This window comes from Devosia naphthalenivorans (assembly GCF_003056355.1).
Classification (GTDB): domain Bacteria; phylum Pseudomonadota; class Alphaproteobacteria; order Rhizobiales; family Devosiaceae; genus Devosia; species Devosia naphthalenivorans.
In genome coordinates, this window is record NZ_PYVW01000003.1 from 331570 (window position 1) to 348454 (window position 16885).

At 61.8% G+C, this 16885-nt stretch carries 16 protein-coding genes; 7 read left to right on the forward strand and 9 right to left on the reverse strand.

The window, feature by feature from the left end; all coding sequences use genetic code 11:
* Nucleotides 1–78: 78 nt before the first annotated feature.
* Both C8264_RS07215 and rpiA read right to left on the reverse strand, forming a co-directional pair.
* On the reverse strand, nucleotides 79–591 hold the full coding sequence (locus C8264_RS07215) for a DUF2059 domain-containing protein (protein ID WP_108460285.1): 513 nt from the start codon (nucleotides 589–591) through the stop codon (nucleotides 79–81).
* Nucleotides 566–1315, reverse strand: a complete 750-nt coding sequence (gene rpiA / locus C8264_RS07220; protein ID WP_281261434.1) for a ribose-5-phosphate isomerase RpiA — start codon at nucleotides 1313–1315, stop codon at nucleotides 566–568. The genes C8264_RS07215 and rpiA overlap by 26 nt, the downstream gene beginning before the upstream one ends.
* Nucleotides 1316–1632: 317 nt before the next feature.
* Between rpiA and C8264_RS07225 the strand changes: the two genes are divergently transcribed.
* Complete coding sequence (locus C8264_RS07225; RefSeq protein WP_211197771.1) at nucleotides 1633–2163, forward strand: L,D-transpeptidase; 531 nt, start codon at nucleotides 1633–1635, stop codon at nucleotides 2161–2163.
* A 96-nt stretch (nucleotides 2164–2259) separates the two neighbouring features.
* Complete coding sequence (gene moaA, locus C8264_RS07230; protein WP_108460287.1) at nucleotides 2260–3276, forward strand: GTP 3',8-cyclase MoaA; 1017 nt, start codon at nucleotides 2260–2262, stop codon at nucleotides 3274–3276.
* A 187-nt stretch (nucleotides 3277–3463) separates the two neighbouring features.
* Here moaA and C8264_RS07235 read toward each other — a convergent pair whose 3' ends face one another.
* From C8264_RS07235 to C8264_RS07245, 3 genes are all read right to left on the reverse strand, one after another.
* On the reverse strand, nucleotides 3464–3865 hold the full coding sequence (locus C8264_RS07235) for a VOC family protein (protein ID WP_108460288.1): 402 nt from the start codon (nucleotides 3863–3865) through the stop codon (nucleotides 3464–3466).
* A gap of 9 nt (nucleotides 3866–3874) precedes the next feature.
* Nucleotides 3875–4354, reverse strand: a complete 480-nt coding sequence (locus tag C8264_RS07240) for an Lrp/AsnC family transcriptional regulator (protein WP_108460326.1) — start codon at nucleotides 4352–4354, stop codon at nucleotides 3875–3877.
* Between the two features lie 121 nt (nucleotides 4355–4475).
* Nucleotides 4476–4970 carry a thermonuclease family protein gene (locus C8264_RS07245; RefSeq protein ID WP_245892973.1) on the reverse strand — a complete coding sequence of 165 codons (495 nt, stop codon included), beginning with the start codon at nucleotides 4968–4970 and terminating at the stop codon, nucleotides 4476–4478.
* 165 nt (nucleotides 4971–5135) lie between these two features.
* Here C8264_RS07245 and C8264_RS07250 point away from each other — a divergent pair, with 165 nt between their 5' ends.
* Nucleotides 5136–6662 carry a sensor histidine kinase gene (locus C8264_RS07250; protein WP_108460289.1) on the forward strand — a complete coding sequence of 509 codons (1527 nt, stop codon included), beginning with the start codon at nucleotides 5136–5138 and terminating at the stop codon, nucleotides 6660–6662.
* Here the strand turns inward: C8264_RS07250 and cobT are convergent.
* Nucleotides 6659–7681 (reverse strand): nicotinate-nucleotide--dimethylbenzimidazole phosphoribosyltransferase, encoded by a 1023-nt coding sequence (gene cobT, locus C8264_RS07255; protein WP_108460290.1) that lies wholly within the window; start codon nucleotides 7679–7681, stop codon nucleotides 6659–6661. The two genes, C8264_RS07250 and cobT, sit on opposite strands and share 4 nt — an antisense overlap.
* Nucleotides 7682–7746: 65 nt before the next feature.
* On the opposite strand from cobT, the gene C8264_RS07260 reads away from it, so the two are divergent.
* Nucleotides 7747–8592, forward strand: a complete 846-nt coding sequence (locus tag C8264_RS07260; RefSeq protein WP_108460291.1) for an adenosylcobinamide-GDP ribazoletransferase — start codon at nucleotides 7747–7749, stop codon at nucleotides 8590–8592.
* 63 nt (nucleotides 8593–8655) lie between these two features.
* Nucleotides 8656–9342 carry a retropepsin-like aspartic protease family protein gene (locus C8264_RS07265; protein WP_108460292.1) on the forward strand — a complete coding sequence of 229 codons (687 nt, stop codon included), beginning with the start codon at nucleotides 8656–8658 and terminating at the stop codon, nucleotides 9340–9342.
* A gap of 319 nt (nucleotides 9343–9661) precedes the next feature.
* On the opposite strand, the gene dusA is transcribed toward C8264_RS07265, so the two are convergent.
* On the reverse strand, nucleotides 9662–10678 hold the full coding sequence (gene dusA / locus C8264_RS07270) for a tRNA dihydrouridine(20/20a) synthase DusA (protein WP_281261435.1): 1017 nt from the start codon (nucleotides 10676–10678) through the stop codon (nucleotides 9662–9664).
* A gap of 140 nt (nucleotides 10679–10818) precedes the next feature.
* On the opposite strand from dusA, the gene C8264_RS07275 reads away from it, so the two are divergent.
* Nucleotides 10819–12183, forward strand: coding sequence for an FGGY-family carbohydrate kinase (locus C8264_RS07275; RefSeq protein ID WP_108460294.1), 1365 nt, complete (start codon nucleotides 10819–10821; stop codon nucleotides 12181–12183).
* Here the strand turns inward: C8264_RS07275 and C8264_RS07280 are convergent.
* Both C8264_RS07280 and C8264_RS07285 read right to left on the reverse strand, forming a co-directional pair.
* On the reverse strand, nucleotides 12180–13100 hold the full coding sequence (locus C8264_RS07280) for a DMT family transporter (protein ID WP_108460295.1): 921 nt from the start codon (nucleotides 13098–13100) through the stop codon (nucleotides 12180–12182). The genes C8264_RS07275 and C8264_RS07280 overlap by 4 nt on opposite strands.
* A 169-nt stretch (nucleotides 13101–13269) precedes the next feature.
* Entirely contained in the window at nucleotides 13270–15792 is a 2523-nt protein-coding gene (locus C8264_RS07285) for a beta-mannosidase (RefSeq protein WP_108460296.1), read from the reverse strand.
* A gap of 731 nt (nucleotides 15793–16523) precedes the next feature.
* On the opposite strand from C8264_RS07285, the gene C8264_RS07290 reads away from it, so the two are divergent.
* On the forward strand, nucleotides 16524–16885 hold a 362-nt coding region (locus C8264_RS07290), incomplete at its 3' end, for a helix-turn-helix domain-containing protein (RefSeq protein WP_162783498.1).

A 16885-nucleotide genomic window follows, 5' to 3' on the forward strand; every position in this document is an offset into this window, starting at 1 on the left:
CCGATAGATATAGTCGGATGTCATAGGCAAAAAAAGACCCCGCGCCGGGCGGGGTCCTCGATTCTGCGATGCTGGCTACTAAAGCTCGATGCCCTGCTCACGCAGCTCGGCGCGCACCTTGGCGAAGAATTCCGGGCGAACATTGTTGGTGAAAACCTGCATGACGCGCTGCAGATCGATGTTCACCTCAGCGTTGGCTGCCGCGAGCTTCTTGCCGGTGGGAGATTCATAGAATGCCACGATTTCCTGCAGCTCGGGGATGGTGAAGCGAACTGCATAAACGCGGGCGAACTGGTCGAGGAGCTCACCCTTGCGGCCCTTGTACTCTTCCAGGATCTTGCTGATCGCAGTGTTGGTCTGTTCGGAAATTTCGGGATTCTGCTGCACGATCTGGCGCATGGTGCCGATCGCGATCTCGACCAGGGTCGTCTCGTAGATGGCCGAACGGTCGGTCAGGTCGATATATTTGCGCGCAAGCTCCAACTGCTCGGGCGGCACTTCCTGAGCCATTGCAGGCGCGGACACCGCAAGAATGGTAGCGCTCAGCGCTACTGCCAACAGCGCCTTACCGCGCGAAATCAGACCGGTCATCGTTTTTACCCCTATTGTCCCAAAAGGTCTTGCCGCTTGAGAGTGTTCTTACGCCATCGGGCGCTGCCACATAAGCTGTTTTGCACATGTTGAGAAAAAGCCCGTGCTGGACCACACCAGCAATGTCCAACAAGTCGCGCGACAGCGCTTCTGGCTGCGAAATGCGGCCAAAAAAAGCATCTACAATGAGGTGTCCACCATCCGTGACAAAGGGAACGCCGGAAGATGCGTCGCGCAGGCGAATGCCGCCCTCAGCACCATGGGCTTTGGTAATCTCGGATATGGCCCGGGTCGTCGCGCCAAGCCCAAAGCGGTTTACCTCGATCGGAAGGGGGTAGCGCCCAAGGGTCTGCACGAGCTTGGACGCATCGGCAATTACGATCATTGCGTCGGAAGCGGCCGCAACGATCTTCTCGCGTAGCAGCGCCCCGCCGCCACCCTTAATGAGATTAAGCCTGGAGTCGATTTCATCGGCGCCATCGATCGTCAGATCGAGCCGATCCAGATGATCAAGATCGGACAGGGAAATACCAAGGGATCGCGCCTGGTCCGCCGTTACTTCGGACGTCGGTACGCAGATGCAGTCGAGCCCCGCCGCAACCTTCTCGCCCAGCAGGTCAACGAAGTGTCGCGCAGTTGACCCAGTGCCCAGGCCCAGGCGCATCCCGGGCTCCACACATCGCAACGCCATGGCAGCCGCCTGCCGCTTCAGATCTTCGCTCACGCTCGCCCCGACTGTTGATGCCCTTGTTCCTTGCAGAGGGCGACCGACAGAGTCAATGCACTCCTGCCTGAGCGATCACGTCGTGGTGAACGCGTGTTGTAACTTTCCGGCAACACATATCGGCGAAGATAAGGCGAGTGCGGCGGAATGGTGGCGCGGGCTACTTTCCGCTTCGGGACATTAAGCGTAAGCAGCGGAGATTGTTTCGATATTCCGATATCGAGTCCGTTCTACTTCAAAGGCCAAGTCGTCAGATGTTTAATCTAAAGTCTGTGGTAGCGGTCGCGCTATCGTTAGTCTTGTCGGCGACCAGCGTGATGCCAACCATGGCCGCGCGGGTCTATAATGCCTCCACCAATACCTGGGAGGAGCCCTCGGCGGCCTCGAGCAGCAGCCGCAGGGGCAGCCCCGTCCGCAAGGAGGTGGTGGACTATGCGACCAACTACAAACCCGGCACCATCGTGATCGAAACCGGCGAGCGCCGGCTCTACCTGGTGCTGGAAGGCGGCAAGGCCATGAAGTACGGCGTCGGCGTGGGCCGCGACGGCTTCACCTGGTCGGGTAAGCACCGCATCACGCGCAAGGCCGAATGGCCAGGCTGGACGCCGCCGCCGCAGATGCGCAAGCGCGTGCCGGACCTGCCGGCCTACATGCCAGGGGGACCGGATAATCCGCTGGGCGCTCGCGCCCTCTATATCGGCTCGACGCTTTATCGCGTGCACGGAACCTCCGAGCCATGGTCGATTGGCCAGGCAGTGTCTTCAGGCTGCATACGCCTGACCAATGAGGACGTGACCGATCTTTATGAACGTGTTCGGGTCGGCGCGACGATCGTGGTCAATCACTGACGAGACGAAAATATTTCACGAAGGGCCGCCATCGAGGCGGCCCTTTTTGTTTGCACACTGCTTTGAATTGCGCGGGCAAGCGCATAGATTGAGACAATGACCAAGCAAGCGCCCCCTGCCCGCCCGCTCGTTGACCGGTACGGGCGGCATATCTCATACCTCAGGATATCGGTGACGGACCGTTGCGATTTCCGGTGCGTCTATTGCATGGCCGAGAACATGACCTTCCTGCCCAAAAAGGAAGTGCTCAGTTTCGAGGAGATCGAAACCATCGCCATGTCGTTTATTGGCCGTGGCGTGGGCAAGATTAGGCTGACGGGCGGCGAGCCGCTGGTGCGCAGGGACATCATGGATCTGGTGCAGACCCTGGGCTCCCGCATTGGCGCCGGCGGTCTTGAGGAACTGACTCTCACCACCAATGGCAGCCAATTGGCCAAGCACGCACAGGGGCTTCATGCGGCTGGCGTGCGGCGCATCAATGTGTCGCTCGACACGCTCGATCCGCAGCGCTTCCGAGACATCACCCGCCGGGGCCGGATCGAAGACGTGATGAGCGGGATTGACGCGGCACAGGCGGCGGGGATTGCGATTAAGATCAACATGGTCGCCATGGCCGGGGTAAACGAAGACGAGATCGAGCCCATGATGGCCTGGGCGCATGGCCGCGGGATGGGGCTGACCCTGATCGAGGGCATGCCGCTCGGAGACGTCGGAATTGACCGGGTGGACAGTTATCTGCCCCTGCGCGAACTGCATGATCGGCTAGCACGGCGCTACAGCTTGACCAAGCTCGACAAGCGCACGGGCGGACCAGCCCGTTATGTGCACGTGGCCGAAACCGACGGCGTGCTGGGTTTCATCACCCCGATGAGCCACAATTTCTGCGAAAGCTGCAATCGGGTTCGGCTGACCGCCACCGGGCAGTTGTTCATGTGCCTGGGGCAAGACGATCAGGTCAATCTACGCGACGCATTGCGCGACGGAGGCGCCGAGGCGCTCGATGCAGCACTGGATCAGGCCATGCTGCTCAAGCCCAAAGGGCATGATTTCGTGCTGGATCGCAATCGACCAACGCCAGCTGTGACGAGACACATGAGTGTTACTGGCGGCTAATGTGTAGGTGCGCTGGACTATAAGCGCGCCGCACGTAATAGGATTGACTCAGTAGACCTCATCCTGAGCCTGTCGAAGGACGAGGTCGTGGCACAGGAACCTCCACTCGCTCGACCTCGTGGTTCGACAGGCTCACCATGAGGTCTGCCGGCACCCTTCACCTGAGGCCCACTAAACGCGTCGCGCTCTAGCGCCCTTCCGCTCGTTCGATCAGTTCTACGATGATCCCATCGGGATCACGCACGAAGGCTACCCGCTTGATGAGCTCGGTGTTGTGGGCGTTGCGCGGACGTTCGATGACTTTGACGCCGGCGGCTTCCAGCCGGTTGACCATGGTATCCACGTTGGTCACGGCCAGGGTCAGGTGGCGCATGCCTGCTTCGCCCGGGGGGACATCGCGAGCGGGCGTGATGGCCGTTGCCGGAGCAAAAACCTCCAGCATGCCGCCGCCAGCGTTTAGGAAAGCCAGTTCGCCTGACGCCTGTGGCTTGCGCAGCACGAGGCGGAAGCCAAGCAGATCGCAGTAGAATTCGATTGTCCTGTCGAGGTCTCGCGAGGTGGTGCCGATATGTTCGAAATCAATCAGCATGACCGCCACCTATTTGTCGTCGTCGACGACGATAGCGAAGTCGAGCGGGAGCGCGGTGGTATATTTGATCTGTCCCATGGCAAACGCTGAACTAACATCGGTCAGGTTGATCTTGCTGATGAGCTTTTTATAAAAGGAGTCATAGGCGCCAATATCTGGAACCACGACGCGCATGAGATAATCGACGTCGCCACTCATGCGGTAGAACTCGACGACTTCAGGAAACTCGTCGATTACCCCCGCAAACTTGCGCATCCATGCATCGTTATGCTCGTTAGTCTTGACCGAGACAAATACGGTGACACCTACATTGACCTTGGCTGGGTCCAGAACAGCGACGCGGCGCTGGATAACGCCGTCCTCTTCCATCTTCTGAATGCGGCGCCAGCACGGGGTGGTGGAAAGGCCAACTTTGCGGCCAATCTCGGCGACGGGCATTGTTGCGTCTTTTTGCAGGAGTGTCAGTATCTTGCGGTCGATCTTGTCCAAAGCCATGCCTGCCCCCGTGAAATCAGATTTTCCAGATCAGCTGAAATCGTCTGTAAATTGACGTTCTACCTGCCATACCCAGCGCCCTTTCGCAATATTATTGCGCGAATGGCCGATACAGCTAAAAGCCGAGGTGGGGAGGCAGGCCCCAAGCAAAGGGCTGTTTGCATCGATCCTGCCGCCAGTTTTTCGGAGTTTCGAACCCGCCTTGCCAGATGCCTGCTTGGGTTTTGCGGGCAGTTTGCTCCTCGCGCCAATAATTGTCGCTGCTAATGGCCATGCCATCGCTGACCATGGCGGCGCCGAGATCCTGCCCCGCAACGGTGCAGTAGGCGAGCAGGCGGCCGTATTGATCGGTGCCTTCAGGCCGGCAATCGACTTCGCCCTGCTTGAGCAAGGAAGCGAGGCTATCGCGTGCGCGCTCGCCGCAGGCCCAGGAGCGCTGCTGTTGGTCCTGGCAGGTCTGGCGCAGTTCGGGTGCGTCGATGCCGAGCAGGCGAATGCGGGTGTCGCCAAGCCGAAAACTATCGCCATCGCTGACCCGCGCCATTCCGCCGACAGGTAGGGGCGCAGGCTCCAGATAGGCAGCCATGGCCGCAGCGGCCGCCAGGATCACGATGGCAAGGATAGCCCCGCCGCGACCGGCAAATGGGCGCCTTTGATATAATCGCCGTCGCAGGGTTTCACCGCCTATTAACTATGAGACCGCTAGTGTTTGGCCAGTAAGCGTAGCGAATGCTTTTACCATTCGCATTACCTAGTAACGAGTAAACGAGTCCCCATGTCGCCCCAACCGGCTGTCACCGACGACGTCCGTTCACAGATGGGACGCGACAGCAAGCGCGCAGCACAAAAGACCGTGCTTGATGCGCGCCAGCGCCTTACGTCCAGTTCAGGCACCCGCGCCTCCTATGATTTCGAGCTGATGCATGATTATGCAAGCTCACGGCTGCGTTCGGCCCTGCCGATAGCCGGTCTCGTCATTATCCTGGCGATCGTCGCGACATTCTGGGTGCCGCCGATCTTTACCGCCTTGTGGGCGGGCATGGTTTTGCTGAGTCTGCTGATCGTCGTGCTGGTGGCCCAACGCTTCAAGAGAAGCGAGCCGGCTAAGTTCAACGCCGCGCAATGGACTACTAGCTTCGTGGTCGGAGAGACCATTTGCGGGCTGTCATGGTCCACCCTGGCGCTGTTCACGCTGGTGGCCAATCCCGAGACGCTGACGCCGGTGATGTTTGCCATGGTGCTGGTGGCGGTGGCGGCAAACGCCGTTGCAACGCACACACTGCCTCCGGCGACGCTGACCAGCACCCTGCCCGTTGCGATCACGGTTTCAGGCAACCTGATCGCGCTGGGCGGAACGCTGAACTACACGCTCGCCGCCGTCTCCGTGTCCGGGGTCATCTTCTTTGTGTATCTGGCCCGCCAATTGCACGCGTCCGAACTCGAGACGATCACGCACCAGGCGGAGAAGGATTCGCTCATCAACGAGCTCGAGGAAGCCCGGCAGATGTCGGACGAAGCCCGCCGCCATGCCGAGCAGGCCAATATCGCCAAGTCGCAGTTCCTTGCGACCATGAGCCACGAGCTACGGACGCCGTTGAATGCCATTATCGGTTTTTCCGAAGTGCTGCAGTCCGAACTGCTGGGGGCCCATCATGTGCCACAGTACAAGGAATATGCAGGTGACATTCACAGCAGCGGGCAGCATTTGCTGAACCTGATCAACGAGCTGCTGGACCTTAGCCGCATCGAAGCGGGCAAGTACGATCTCAACGAAGAAGTCGTTTCCTTGGTCGATATCGCCGAAGACTGCCGCCGCATGATGGAGCTTCGGGCCAAGAGCAAGGGCATCGAGCTAGTCTACAATGTGGGCAACAACCTGCCGCGGCTTTGGGGCGATGAACGCGCAATCCGCCAGGTGGTGCTGAACCTTCTGAGCAATGCCATCAAATTCACGCCGCAGAATGGCAAGGTGGTGCTGGTGGTTACCCGCAGCGGGGACGGCGGGCAGTTTGTGTCGGTCAAGGACAACGGGCCGGGGATTCCGGAGGAGGAGATCGAGACCGTGCTCTCCTCGTTCGGCCAGGGATCGCTGGCACAAAAGACCGCCGAACAGGGCGCGGGCCTGGGTCTACCCATCGTGCAGAAGATCATGGAACTGCATCAGGGGCGGTTCGACCTGTTCAGCAAGCTACGGTTCGGCACCGAAGTTATTGCGACTTTTCCTCGCGCCCGCGTCATGGACGCTTTGGCTCCGGTGGTCGAAAAGAAGAGCCGCCTCGAGATTTACTCCGAAGCCGGCTAGCCTTCCCGGCCGCTCACCGCAGCGCTTTGGAACGTCGCCATGTTGTTGTGCAGGTGAAGCGCTGTTTTCGCCAGCACGGCCGCGAGTGCGGCGCCGGTGCCTTCGCCCAGACGCATGCCGAGATGCAGCAAACCCGTTTGCTCCATGGCTTCGAGCGCCCGTGCATGGCCGTGTTCCGCCGACTGGTGGGCGAAGACACAATGGGCGATGGCATCGGGGTTGACCGCATAGGCAATCGCGGCGGCGGAAGTGGCAACGAAGCCGTCGACAATGACGGGCACCTTCTGGTGGCGCGCGGCAAGGAGGGCGCCGAGCATCGCCGCTATCTCGCGGCCGCCGAGGCGCGCAAGAATCGCCAGGGGGTGATCGAGCTCGCCGGCATGGCGGGCCAGTGCGCGATCGACCGCGTCGGCCTTGCGGGCAAGACCCGCATCATCGACGCCGGTGCCACGACCGACCCAGTCGGCGCCCGTGCCGCCGAACAGGGCTGCGTAGATGGCAGCGGCAACGGTGGTGTTGCCGATGCCCATTTCGCCCAGACAGATCAGGTCCGGCTTGCCGGCGACGGCTTCCATGCCATAGGCGATGGTGGCTGCGCACATCTTGTCGTCGAGCGCGGCTTCCTGGGTGATGTCGCCGGTGGGTAGCTCCAGCGCCAGTTCGAACACGCGCAGGTTGATTTCGTGCAGGGCACAGATCTGGGAGATCGCCGCGCCGCCATTGGTGAAATTGGCGACCATCTGGGCCGTGACTTCGCGCGGGAAGGCCGACACGCCCTGATCGGTCACGCCGTGATTGCCGGCGAAAATGGTGACCATGGGATTGTCGAGCCGTGGGTGTGCCCTGCCCTGCCAACGTGCGAGGTATTCAACGAGCCCTTCCATGGCGCCGAGCGAGCCGGCGGGCTTGGTCAACTGGGCGTCGCGCTCGCGCACGGCGGCGACGGCCGCTTCGTCGCCATCGGGCACCAGGGTCAGCAATTCGAGAACGTCGGCGTAAGCGGGATTGAGCGAAGGCATGGCACGTCCGGAATGCTGTGGTAGGAGATTGGCGACCTTGTTACGCAGAACCGAGCCAAAAGCAATTGAGCGAAAAACAGCAAGCCGATGATGCCATAGAGCCTGGAAACGTGGCGGCAAGCGAGCCGGGCGCTGCCGCGCAGGGCTTCGGCCTCAAGGACGATTTCATCATGGCGCTGCGATTCTTTTCGCGCCTGCCCACTGGATCGTCGTCGCACCAGAAGCCGGAACTCAGCCGCATTGCCATGGCCCTGCCCATGGCCAGCGTCGCCATCGGGATTGGTCCGGCGCTGCTGCTGATCGGCGCGGCGCTGATCGGCTTGCCGGTGTATTTCGCCGCGACCCTGGCGGTGGCCGCCATGCTGGTTGCCAGTGGCGCCATGGCGGATGACGCGCTGGCCGATGCGATGGATGGCCTGTTCGGCGGGCAAACGGTCGAGCGGCGGCTCGAGATCATGAAGGACAGCCGGCACGGCACCTATGGGGTGGCGGCGCTGGCTTTGTTTATCGTGCTGCGGATTACCGCGCTTGGCGCGATGGCCGCGATCAACCCGCTGGCCGCTGGCGCGGTCTGGCTCGCGGCCAGCATTGTTGGACGCTCAGGCGCGCTCTGGTTGGCAGTTGCTCTGCCGCCAGCGCGCAGCAATGGCGCATCGGCCACTGCCGGACAGGTGGGGCGCGGCGCGTTCGCGGTGGGTGCGGTGTTTGCGACCTTGCTGTTGTTTATCCTGGCGGGACCGCCGGCGAGTTTGCTGGGGCTGGCCTGTGCGCTGGTGCTAGCCGTTCTGGTGATTGCCGGATGGACCTGGCTATGTAAGCGAATGGTCAGCGGACAGACGGGAGACCTGATTGGCGCATTGGGAGCATTGGTGGAAATTGCGGTGCTTGCGGCGTTATTGCCCTTTGTCTGACCTTGAAAACGACACCGCCCATGCCTTTATGGATGGGGTAGGGCCACGAAAGGACGCAAGGGCATGATCTTTATCGGCATTGCGCTTCTTGTTGCAGTTGGGCTGGCGCTGCTCATCAGTGCGGATGCGGGCAGTCTCGTTGGGATGACCCAGCAGCAGACGGCGCAGTTGGTCCCGCTGCTGGTGCTGCTGGTGGTGTTTGCGGGTGGGCTTTTTACGCGGCGCAGAAAAGCCTCGGAACTGCTTGGCAGCGTGGTGCTCTGGGTGGGCATCTTTGCCATCGCCGGGCTGACCTATGCCTATCGCGACGAAATCGTCGGGATCGCCGGACGCGTTGCCGGCGAATTCAGGCCGGGCGTGGCGCTGGTGGACGCCAGCCAGGGCACGGCGACATTCCGGCGCGGCATGGGTGGGCACTTCGAAGTCAATGCGACGGTCAACGGCCATACCACGCCGATGATCTTCGACACAGGCGCCAGCGCCGTGGTGCTGACGCTGGACGATGCGGAGGCCGCCGGGATCGACACGTCCAATCTCGATTTCACCATCCCGGTTTCTACCGCGAACGGCACCGGTCGGGCGGCGCGCGTTCGGCTGGAGCAGATCGAGGTGGGCGGCATTGTGCGCGAGCGCGTGGTGGCTTTCGTGACCGAAGCGGAAGCGCTGGAAACGAGCCTGCTCGGCATGACGTTCCTTGAAACCCTGTCGCGCTATAGCGTGACGCAGAATTCGCTGGAGCTGGCCGACTAGGGCCTGTTGAGATTTGCGCCTATGCGACGACTTTCCTCCGCGTCATTCCCGCGAAAGTGGCCCCCCCCGTTGGTGAGTGCGAAAGAAGAAAACGGAGGTTCCCGCTTTCGCGGGAATGACGCTGTGGTTGTTCGGATTGACCGCTGCTCAATCATGAATCTCAACACTTCCTGAAGCGTGGCGCGTTCGATTAGCCTGGGGTGACGAGGTCGGGAGAGTGGAGGCCTGGTGCCACGACCTCGTGGTTCGACAGGCTCACCATGAGGTCTGCTGAACAACCCAGTTCTGCATGACAAGCTCTGCTGCTGTGCGACGCGCTTTAGACCGCTTCAGCCAGACGCGGCCTGTTCACCGCTTCGAGCGCGCGCAAGATGACCTCTGGACCGGCGCCGGGCTTGCAGGCATCGACGCTGAGGATCTGGCGGAAGTGGCGCGCGCCGGGCAGGCCATTGGCGAGGCCCAGCATGTGGCGGGTGATGCTGTTGATGCGGGTGCCTTCGGCGCCTTGCTCGCGCTCGGCATAGTCGGCCATGGCGCGCATGACAGCCTCAAGCGTGATGACTTCATCGGTGCTGCCGAAGAAGCGCCGGTCGACTTCGGCGAGCAGCATCGGCGTGTGATAGGCGGCGCGGCCGAGCATGACGCCATCCATATGGGCCATTTCGGCTTCGGCTGCTTCGAGCGTTTCGAGCCCACCATTGATCATCACCGGCAGGGGCGACAGGCGGGTGTGCAGGCGGTGCACACGATCGTAGTCGAGCGGCGGAATGGTCCGGTTTTCCTTGGGCGAAAGGCCCTTTAGCCATGCCTTGCGGGCATGGACGTAAAGCGCATCGACGCCCGCCTGCACCATGGCATCGGCAAAACGGTCTAGGCTTTGCTCGGTATCCTGATCGTCGATGCCGATGCGGCATTTGACGGTGACGGGCCGATCGGTGGCGTCCCGCATAGCGCGAACGCAATCGGCGACCAGCGTTGGCTCGGCCATGAGGCACGCGCCGAACCGGCCCGACTGCACGCGATCGGACGGGCAACCGACATTGAGGTTGATCTCAGCATAGCCGAATGGTTCGGCGAGGCGAATTGCCTGCGCAAGCTCGACCGGATCGGAGCCGCCCAACTGCAGCGCCACCGGCTGCTCGATGGGGTCAAAGCGCAGATGGCGTTCCACGTCGCCATGCACGATGGCGGCCGAGGTGACCATCTCGGTGAACAGCAGCGAATGGCGCGTCAGCAAGCGGTGAAGGAAGCGACAGCGGCGGTCAGTCCAGTCCATCATCGGGGCGACGGAGAATTTGCGCGCCTGCGCTAGCGGGATGTGTGGCTGCTGAAGCAAGGAAACGAACCGGGTTGAGGCAAGCGGGTCCTATACACCCCATGGGGCCGCGCGCCAAGTTTCGGCGGGCTAACATGTTAGCGATGGCGCGGGGGGCGGGTTTGTTTTATCTGGGAGCACCTTTACGCGCGAGCCCTCCCATGCCCCTGCCCCGCCAGATTGCCGTGATCGACATTGGCAAGACCAATGCCAAAATTGTGCTGATCGACAGCGCCACGTCTCGACAACTGGCGGCGAAAAGCACGCCGAATACGGTGGTGCGGGAGGGGCTTTATCCGCATGCCGATGTGGAGCGGCTTTGGCGGTTTGTGCTCGATAGCCTTGCCGCGCTGCAGGCGGAGCATGGAGTGGATGGGATTTCGATCACGACGCACGGGGCGACAGCGGCGCTGACGAAGGGGGATGCGCTGGCGCTGCCGGTGCTGGACTATGAGTTCGATGGGCCGGAGCAGGCCAGCGAAGGCTATGCGGCGGTGCGGCCGGCGTTCAGCGAAACGCTGTCGCCGCGGCTGCCGAACGGGCTCAATCTTGGGGCGCAGATTTTCTGGCAGAGCCGGATGTTTGCCGAGCAGTTTGCCGGGGTCAGCCGGATCCTGACTTATCCGCAATACTGGGCGTGGCGGCTGTCGGGGGTGAGCGCGAGCGAGGTGACGTCGCTGGGGTGTCACACCGATCTGTGGGCGCCGGATAGGGGGGAGTTTTCCAGCCTGGTTGATAGCCGGGGATGGCGCGGGCTGTTTCCGGCGATACGGCCGGCAGCGTCGGTTCTGGGGGGGATTACGCGGGAGGTGGCCGAGGCGACGGGATTGCCGGAGGGGACGCCGGTGACGTGCGGTATCCATGACTCCAACGCGTCGCTGGTGCCGCATCTGGGGGGACGCGAGGCGCCGTTTACGATTTTGTCGACGGGAACCTGGGCGATTGCGATGACGGTGGGCGGGAGCACGGCGGGGCTGGACCCGGAGCGCGACAGTCTGGCCAATGTTGACGCGTTTGGGCGTCCGGTGCCGACGGCGCGGTTCATGGGGGGGCGTGAGTTCGACATGCTGGCGCCGGGTGCGGTGGAACCAAGTGCGGATGATGTTGCAAAGATGATTGGCTTGGGCATTCAGGCGCTGCCGAGTTTTGTGCCGGGTGTGGGGCCGTTTTCGGCAGCGACCGGGCGCTGGACGCATGATCCGGCGACGCTGACACCGGGCGAACGGACTGCTGCGGTGTCGCTGTATCTGGCGCTGATGACGAAGGCTTGCCTGGAGCTCTGCGGGGTGGGCAAGAGCGTTGTTATCGAAGGGCCATTGGCGCGGAATAAGCTATTCGCGGAAGCCTTGGCGGCGCTTATTGGTGTCCCGGTCAGCGCGTCTGGGGACGCGACGGGGACCAGCCTGGGGGCGGCCCTGTTGTTTGGGCCCGAACAGGCGAACGCGCCGCAGGGGCGATCGGTCGAGGCGCTGATGGTGCCCGGCTTTGGAGAATACGCCGCTGGTTGGCGGGAGCGGGTCTCCTAGCGGGCGATGCCTTCGTCGACGGAGGTGGTGGGCCTGTTCAGCTTGCGTTCGCGCAGCCAGATATAGAGGCCGCTGGCGATGATGATGCTGGCGCCGGGATAGAACCACAGATCGGGGGGCTCGTTGAAGATCAGCCAGCTGATGATGGCGAGGTAAAGCAGGGTGAGATAGTTGAACGGCGCCAGGGTCGAGGGCGGCGCGAAGCGGTGGGCGACCGAGATCAGGATGTGTCCTGTCATGCCGACGACGCCTGCGCCGAAGAAGGCGAGCCAGGTTATGCCCTCCGACGGCCAGACCCAGCCGGTGAAGGCGAAGGGCGTCACGAGCAAGAGGGCTACGGCGCCTGAATAGAATTGCTGGGTCATGGCGGTGTCGACGCCTGCCAGCTTGCGGGTCAGGATCGAGAACAGGGCGACGAAAAATGCTGCGCCCAGGCCCAGCAGGGATGCCGGCTGGAAGGCTTCGGTGCCAGGGCGCACGATGATGAGGATGCCGATAAAGCCGGCGAGGATGGCGAGCCAGCGGCGCCAGCCAATGGTTTCGCCGAGCATGGGGCCCGAGAGTGCGCAGACCATCAACGGGCTGGTGAATATCAGCGCGCCGGTGACGGTTAGCGGCAGATAGCGCATGGCCATGAAATTGCCGGCCGTGGTCAGCAGCAGGCAGACGCCGCGCAGGACCTCCAGCTTCAAATTGGCAGTGCGGAACAAGGCGCCTTTGCGCAGTGGCCAGACGAACACCAGGATAAGCACAACGTGAACGGCGTAGCGAACGAAGACGATCTCGCCCGTCGGTATGCCCTGGTTGGACATCCACTTGGCCGACGTGTCCAGAAAAAGCAGGACGAGTTGCGACAGCAGCAAAATGCCAATGCCGTAATTGTGGCGCTCTTCTACGGGCGCAATAGAAGGAGACATAGCTATTCCGGACGGCCGCGGAGGGAAGATGCGGCGCGGTCCTAGCGTTGGAAGATCGGACGCGCCGTGTCAATCCAATGCGGGGAAAATCTTGTATGGAAGCTTGGGGAGAGTGCCCCACCTAGCCTCCCCCTGCGCAGGGGGAGGAACAGATCGGTGAATGGGTAACTCAGAACGTCTCGCTGAGATTGCGTACCTTGAGGGACGTCGCGAGCTCCGCCGAGGTGACGGAGCGGCCGTGGCGGGGGTTGAAGACCAGTTCGGTCTTGCGGCCGGGTAGCAGGGTCACGGCGTTGTCCGAGAAGTAGCCGGGGATATCGACCGTGGCGGTGGTGAACAGTGCTGGCTTGTCGGACTCCAGGGTCAATACGGGCTTGCCATCGCGATCCGACCAGCTGGCGGAAACATTTGCTGGGACGATGTCGTAGGCCTTGTAGGCCTTGGGGAAGAAGTCGTTTTCACCCAGGAGATTGCCGTTGGCGTCGCGCCAGGAGAAGAACAGGAATTCGTCCTCGGCGATCTCATTCATCGGCACTTCGGTGAGCGGAATGGCAGCGTCCGGGCCGATTGCACAGTTGCCGGAGAATACCACCCGGTCACCACCGCCGACCTTGACCGCGCGTACTTCGAGGCTGACCGAAATCTCGTTGGCGGTGTCGTTGATGCCCTTGAGCACGATGGTGTCGGGCAGATCGCCTTGTACCGGGAGGCCGCGCGAATTGGTGCGCACTTCGGCCTTTTGCGGCACGGCAACGACATTGACGGCAAAGAAGAAGCGCTTGGCCATGTACTGGAGCAGCTTCCACTGCCCGCCGTAATCGAGGCTGGACCATGACGCGACAGGCCAGATGTCGTTGATCTGCCAATAGAGCGTGCCCATGCAGCGCGGCTTGGTGGAGCGCCAGTATTCGATGGCGGTCTTCATCGCGAGGCCCTGCTGGATCTGGCTCAAAAACACCATCTGATCGAAGTCGCGTGGGAAGCGGAAATAGCGCGTCATGGTTTCAAGGATGCGCGCATTGCCGCCATCGTTGCGCTGGTGCATTTCCATGACCGGCGAGGACGGATTACGGTCCTTTTCCTCGGCAAAGGTTTCGATGACGTTCATCGAAGTGAAGGACTGGAATCCGAATTCGGAAGCAAAGCGGGGATGGACCGTGCGGTAGGCTTCGAAGGCCTTAGCGGAGTGCCAGACGTCCCAATAATGCAGATCGCCACGAGTGTCGGAGTGCCAGCCGTCGGAGAAGTCAAGATAGCCCAGGGATGGCGAGGACGGCCAGAAGCGGCGGACCGGGTCTTCGTCCTCGACGATGTTGCCAAGCATTGAATTGAGGCGGTCGTAATTGGCAATGTAGCGGCCGGGATCAGCCTTGGTCTCCGGGTACCAGCTGAGGGAGCCGATGACTTCGTTGTCGCCGCACCAGAGGGCAATGCAGGCGTGGTGGCTGAGGCGGCGAACCTGCTGGGTGATTTCGGTGCGAACGCTTTCAAGGAACGGCCGATCTGACGGGTAGCTCATGCAGGCGAACATGAAATCGTGCCAGATGAGAATGCCGAGCTCGTCGCAGAGTTCGTAGAAATAATCGGCCTCGTACTGCCCGCCGCCCCAGATGCGGAGCATGTTCATGTTGGCGCCCTTGGCGCTTTCAAGCAGGTCGCGGATGACCGCCGGGGTGATGCGCGAGGGGATGGCATCGGCGGGGATCCAGTTGGCGCCCATCATGGTGATGTCACGGCCGTTGATGCGGCACTTGAAAGAGTGGTCGATCTCGTCCTTTTCCACGATCCATTCGAGCTTGCGCAGGCCAATCTGGCGGGTGGTCTTTTCGCCATCGAGGTTGGTCACGAGTGGGTAGAGCGGCTGCTCACCCTGCCCCGATGGCCACCAGAGCTTTGGATTGTGGATGGTGACATTGTGAGTGAAGACGTTTTCGCCCTTCTGGACCACCAGCTTGTCGGTGATGGTCTGCCCGTCGATGGTGTGTTCAAGTTCCACTTCACCGTGAGCGAAGGCGAAAAGGCGAGTCTTGATCTGCAGTTCGACGGAGTTGCTGCCGTGTGCCTGATCGACCTGGACGCTCTCCTGGCGGGCGAGGCGCGACTTGCGCAGGCTCATGGTGCCGTAGACGCCGATGGGCATGAGGCAGATGCCCCAGTCCCAACCCGCATGGCACGCGGCCTTGCGGATGAAGTTCATGTGGATACCCTTCAGGCCATTGGTCTGGTAGTTCTTGGTGAAGGGAATGGGGAACGGGTGGGCGTCGGAACGGGCCTTGGCGACATCGGGGGCAATGTCGAACTCTATGCGGAGGGTGTTGTCGCCGATCCGGACCTTGCCGGTTACATCGATGTCGTTGCGAACGAAGCTGTTGTCCGTTTTTGCGACGACTTCGCCGTTGAGCCGGATGTTGGCGATGCAGTCGACTTCGGCCAGGGTGAGGGTGAGATAGCCGTCAATGTCCGTGGCTGATGCGCTGAAGCTGCGCTCGACCGACCAGGCGGTCTCGTTGACCCACATGACGGTCTTTTCGTTTTCGCCGAAGTACGGGTCGGGAATGCGGTCGGCGGTGAGCAGTGACTGGTGGACGTCGCCCGGCAGGGTGATCGGCAGGTCGATGTCGGAGACGGTCGGCGAGGTCAGCCGGAAGGAGCCCGCTAGATCGAGCGCAGAATAGGAACTGGTGATGGACATTGAAGGCTCCTCGCGCGTCCTTTGGCGACAGCGCAGCTAGTTGGCGACCGGCGATATGCCGAGCGAAATCGATTGCAACGATGCATAGCTGCTCTTTAAGCGGCTTCCAATGAGGATTTTGGATTTTTTCAGCGGGTTGATCGGGGGCAGCTAAACCCAGCTTGATCCTCCCCTGGGAGGGGGGCTGTTTACTTTGGCCGCATGGATCAGACTTATCCCTGCCCACCATGCTGTCCTCGGGCTCGACCCGAGGGAGGACGTTCCGCAAACACAACCGCTCCGGCAGGGGCTCACTGCGGGGTGTTTACTTTGTGGGCCTTTTCCACCGGGTCATTCCCGCGAAAGCGGGAACCTCCGTTGGCGATGGTTGCGAGGGAAACAGAGGTTCCCGCTTTCGCGGGAATGACGTTGTGGGTGTTACATCATCGAAACAAGCAGTCCGGTTGGGGGAGGTCGGCAGCTACGATATCGTGGCTAACCGCCCCCCACCCTTGATCCCTCCCCGCGAGGGGGAGGGTGTTGACTGGGAAATCTGTTGAGGCGTGTCAATCCAGATCGAGGAACCGGTGGATTGGCGCTCCACGGACGGACGTTCGATGTGAACACCCGCCTTCGACGGCGGTGTTTACTTTGTGCGCTTTTTCCACCGGGTCGTTGGCGATGGGTGCGAGGGAAACGGAGGTTCCCTCGACTCACGCCACAAGTGCAACACCTGCTATGGTGTTGGTGCGATGGGAACTTTGTATGAGCAGTTGAGCCTGCGGGAGCGGGTTGAGATCGACATTGGGCGGCGCAAGGGGCTCTCGATGCAGGCGATCGGCCAGATGCTGGGGCGTTCGGCCTCAACCATCAGCCGTGAGTTGGGACGCAATGGCAGCCCCACCAGGCATTGGCGCGGGAGCTATGATGGCGAGCGGGCGGATGGTCTGGCGGCGCGGCGCCGGCGCTGGGATGCCCGCCACAAGCTGGCGCGCCAGCCGGCGCTGGCCATAACGGTCAGGGATTACCTTGCGATGGGATGGTCGCCCGAGATCATCGCCGGCCGGCTGGCGCGCCAGCACGGTTGCACGATCATCAGCCCCGAGTCCATCTA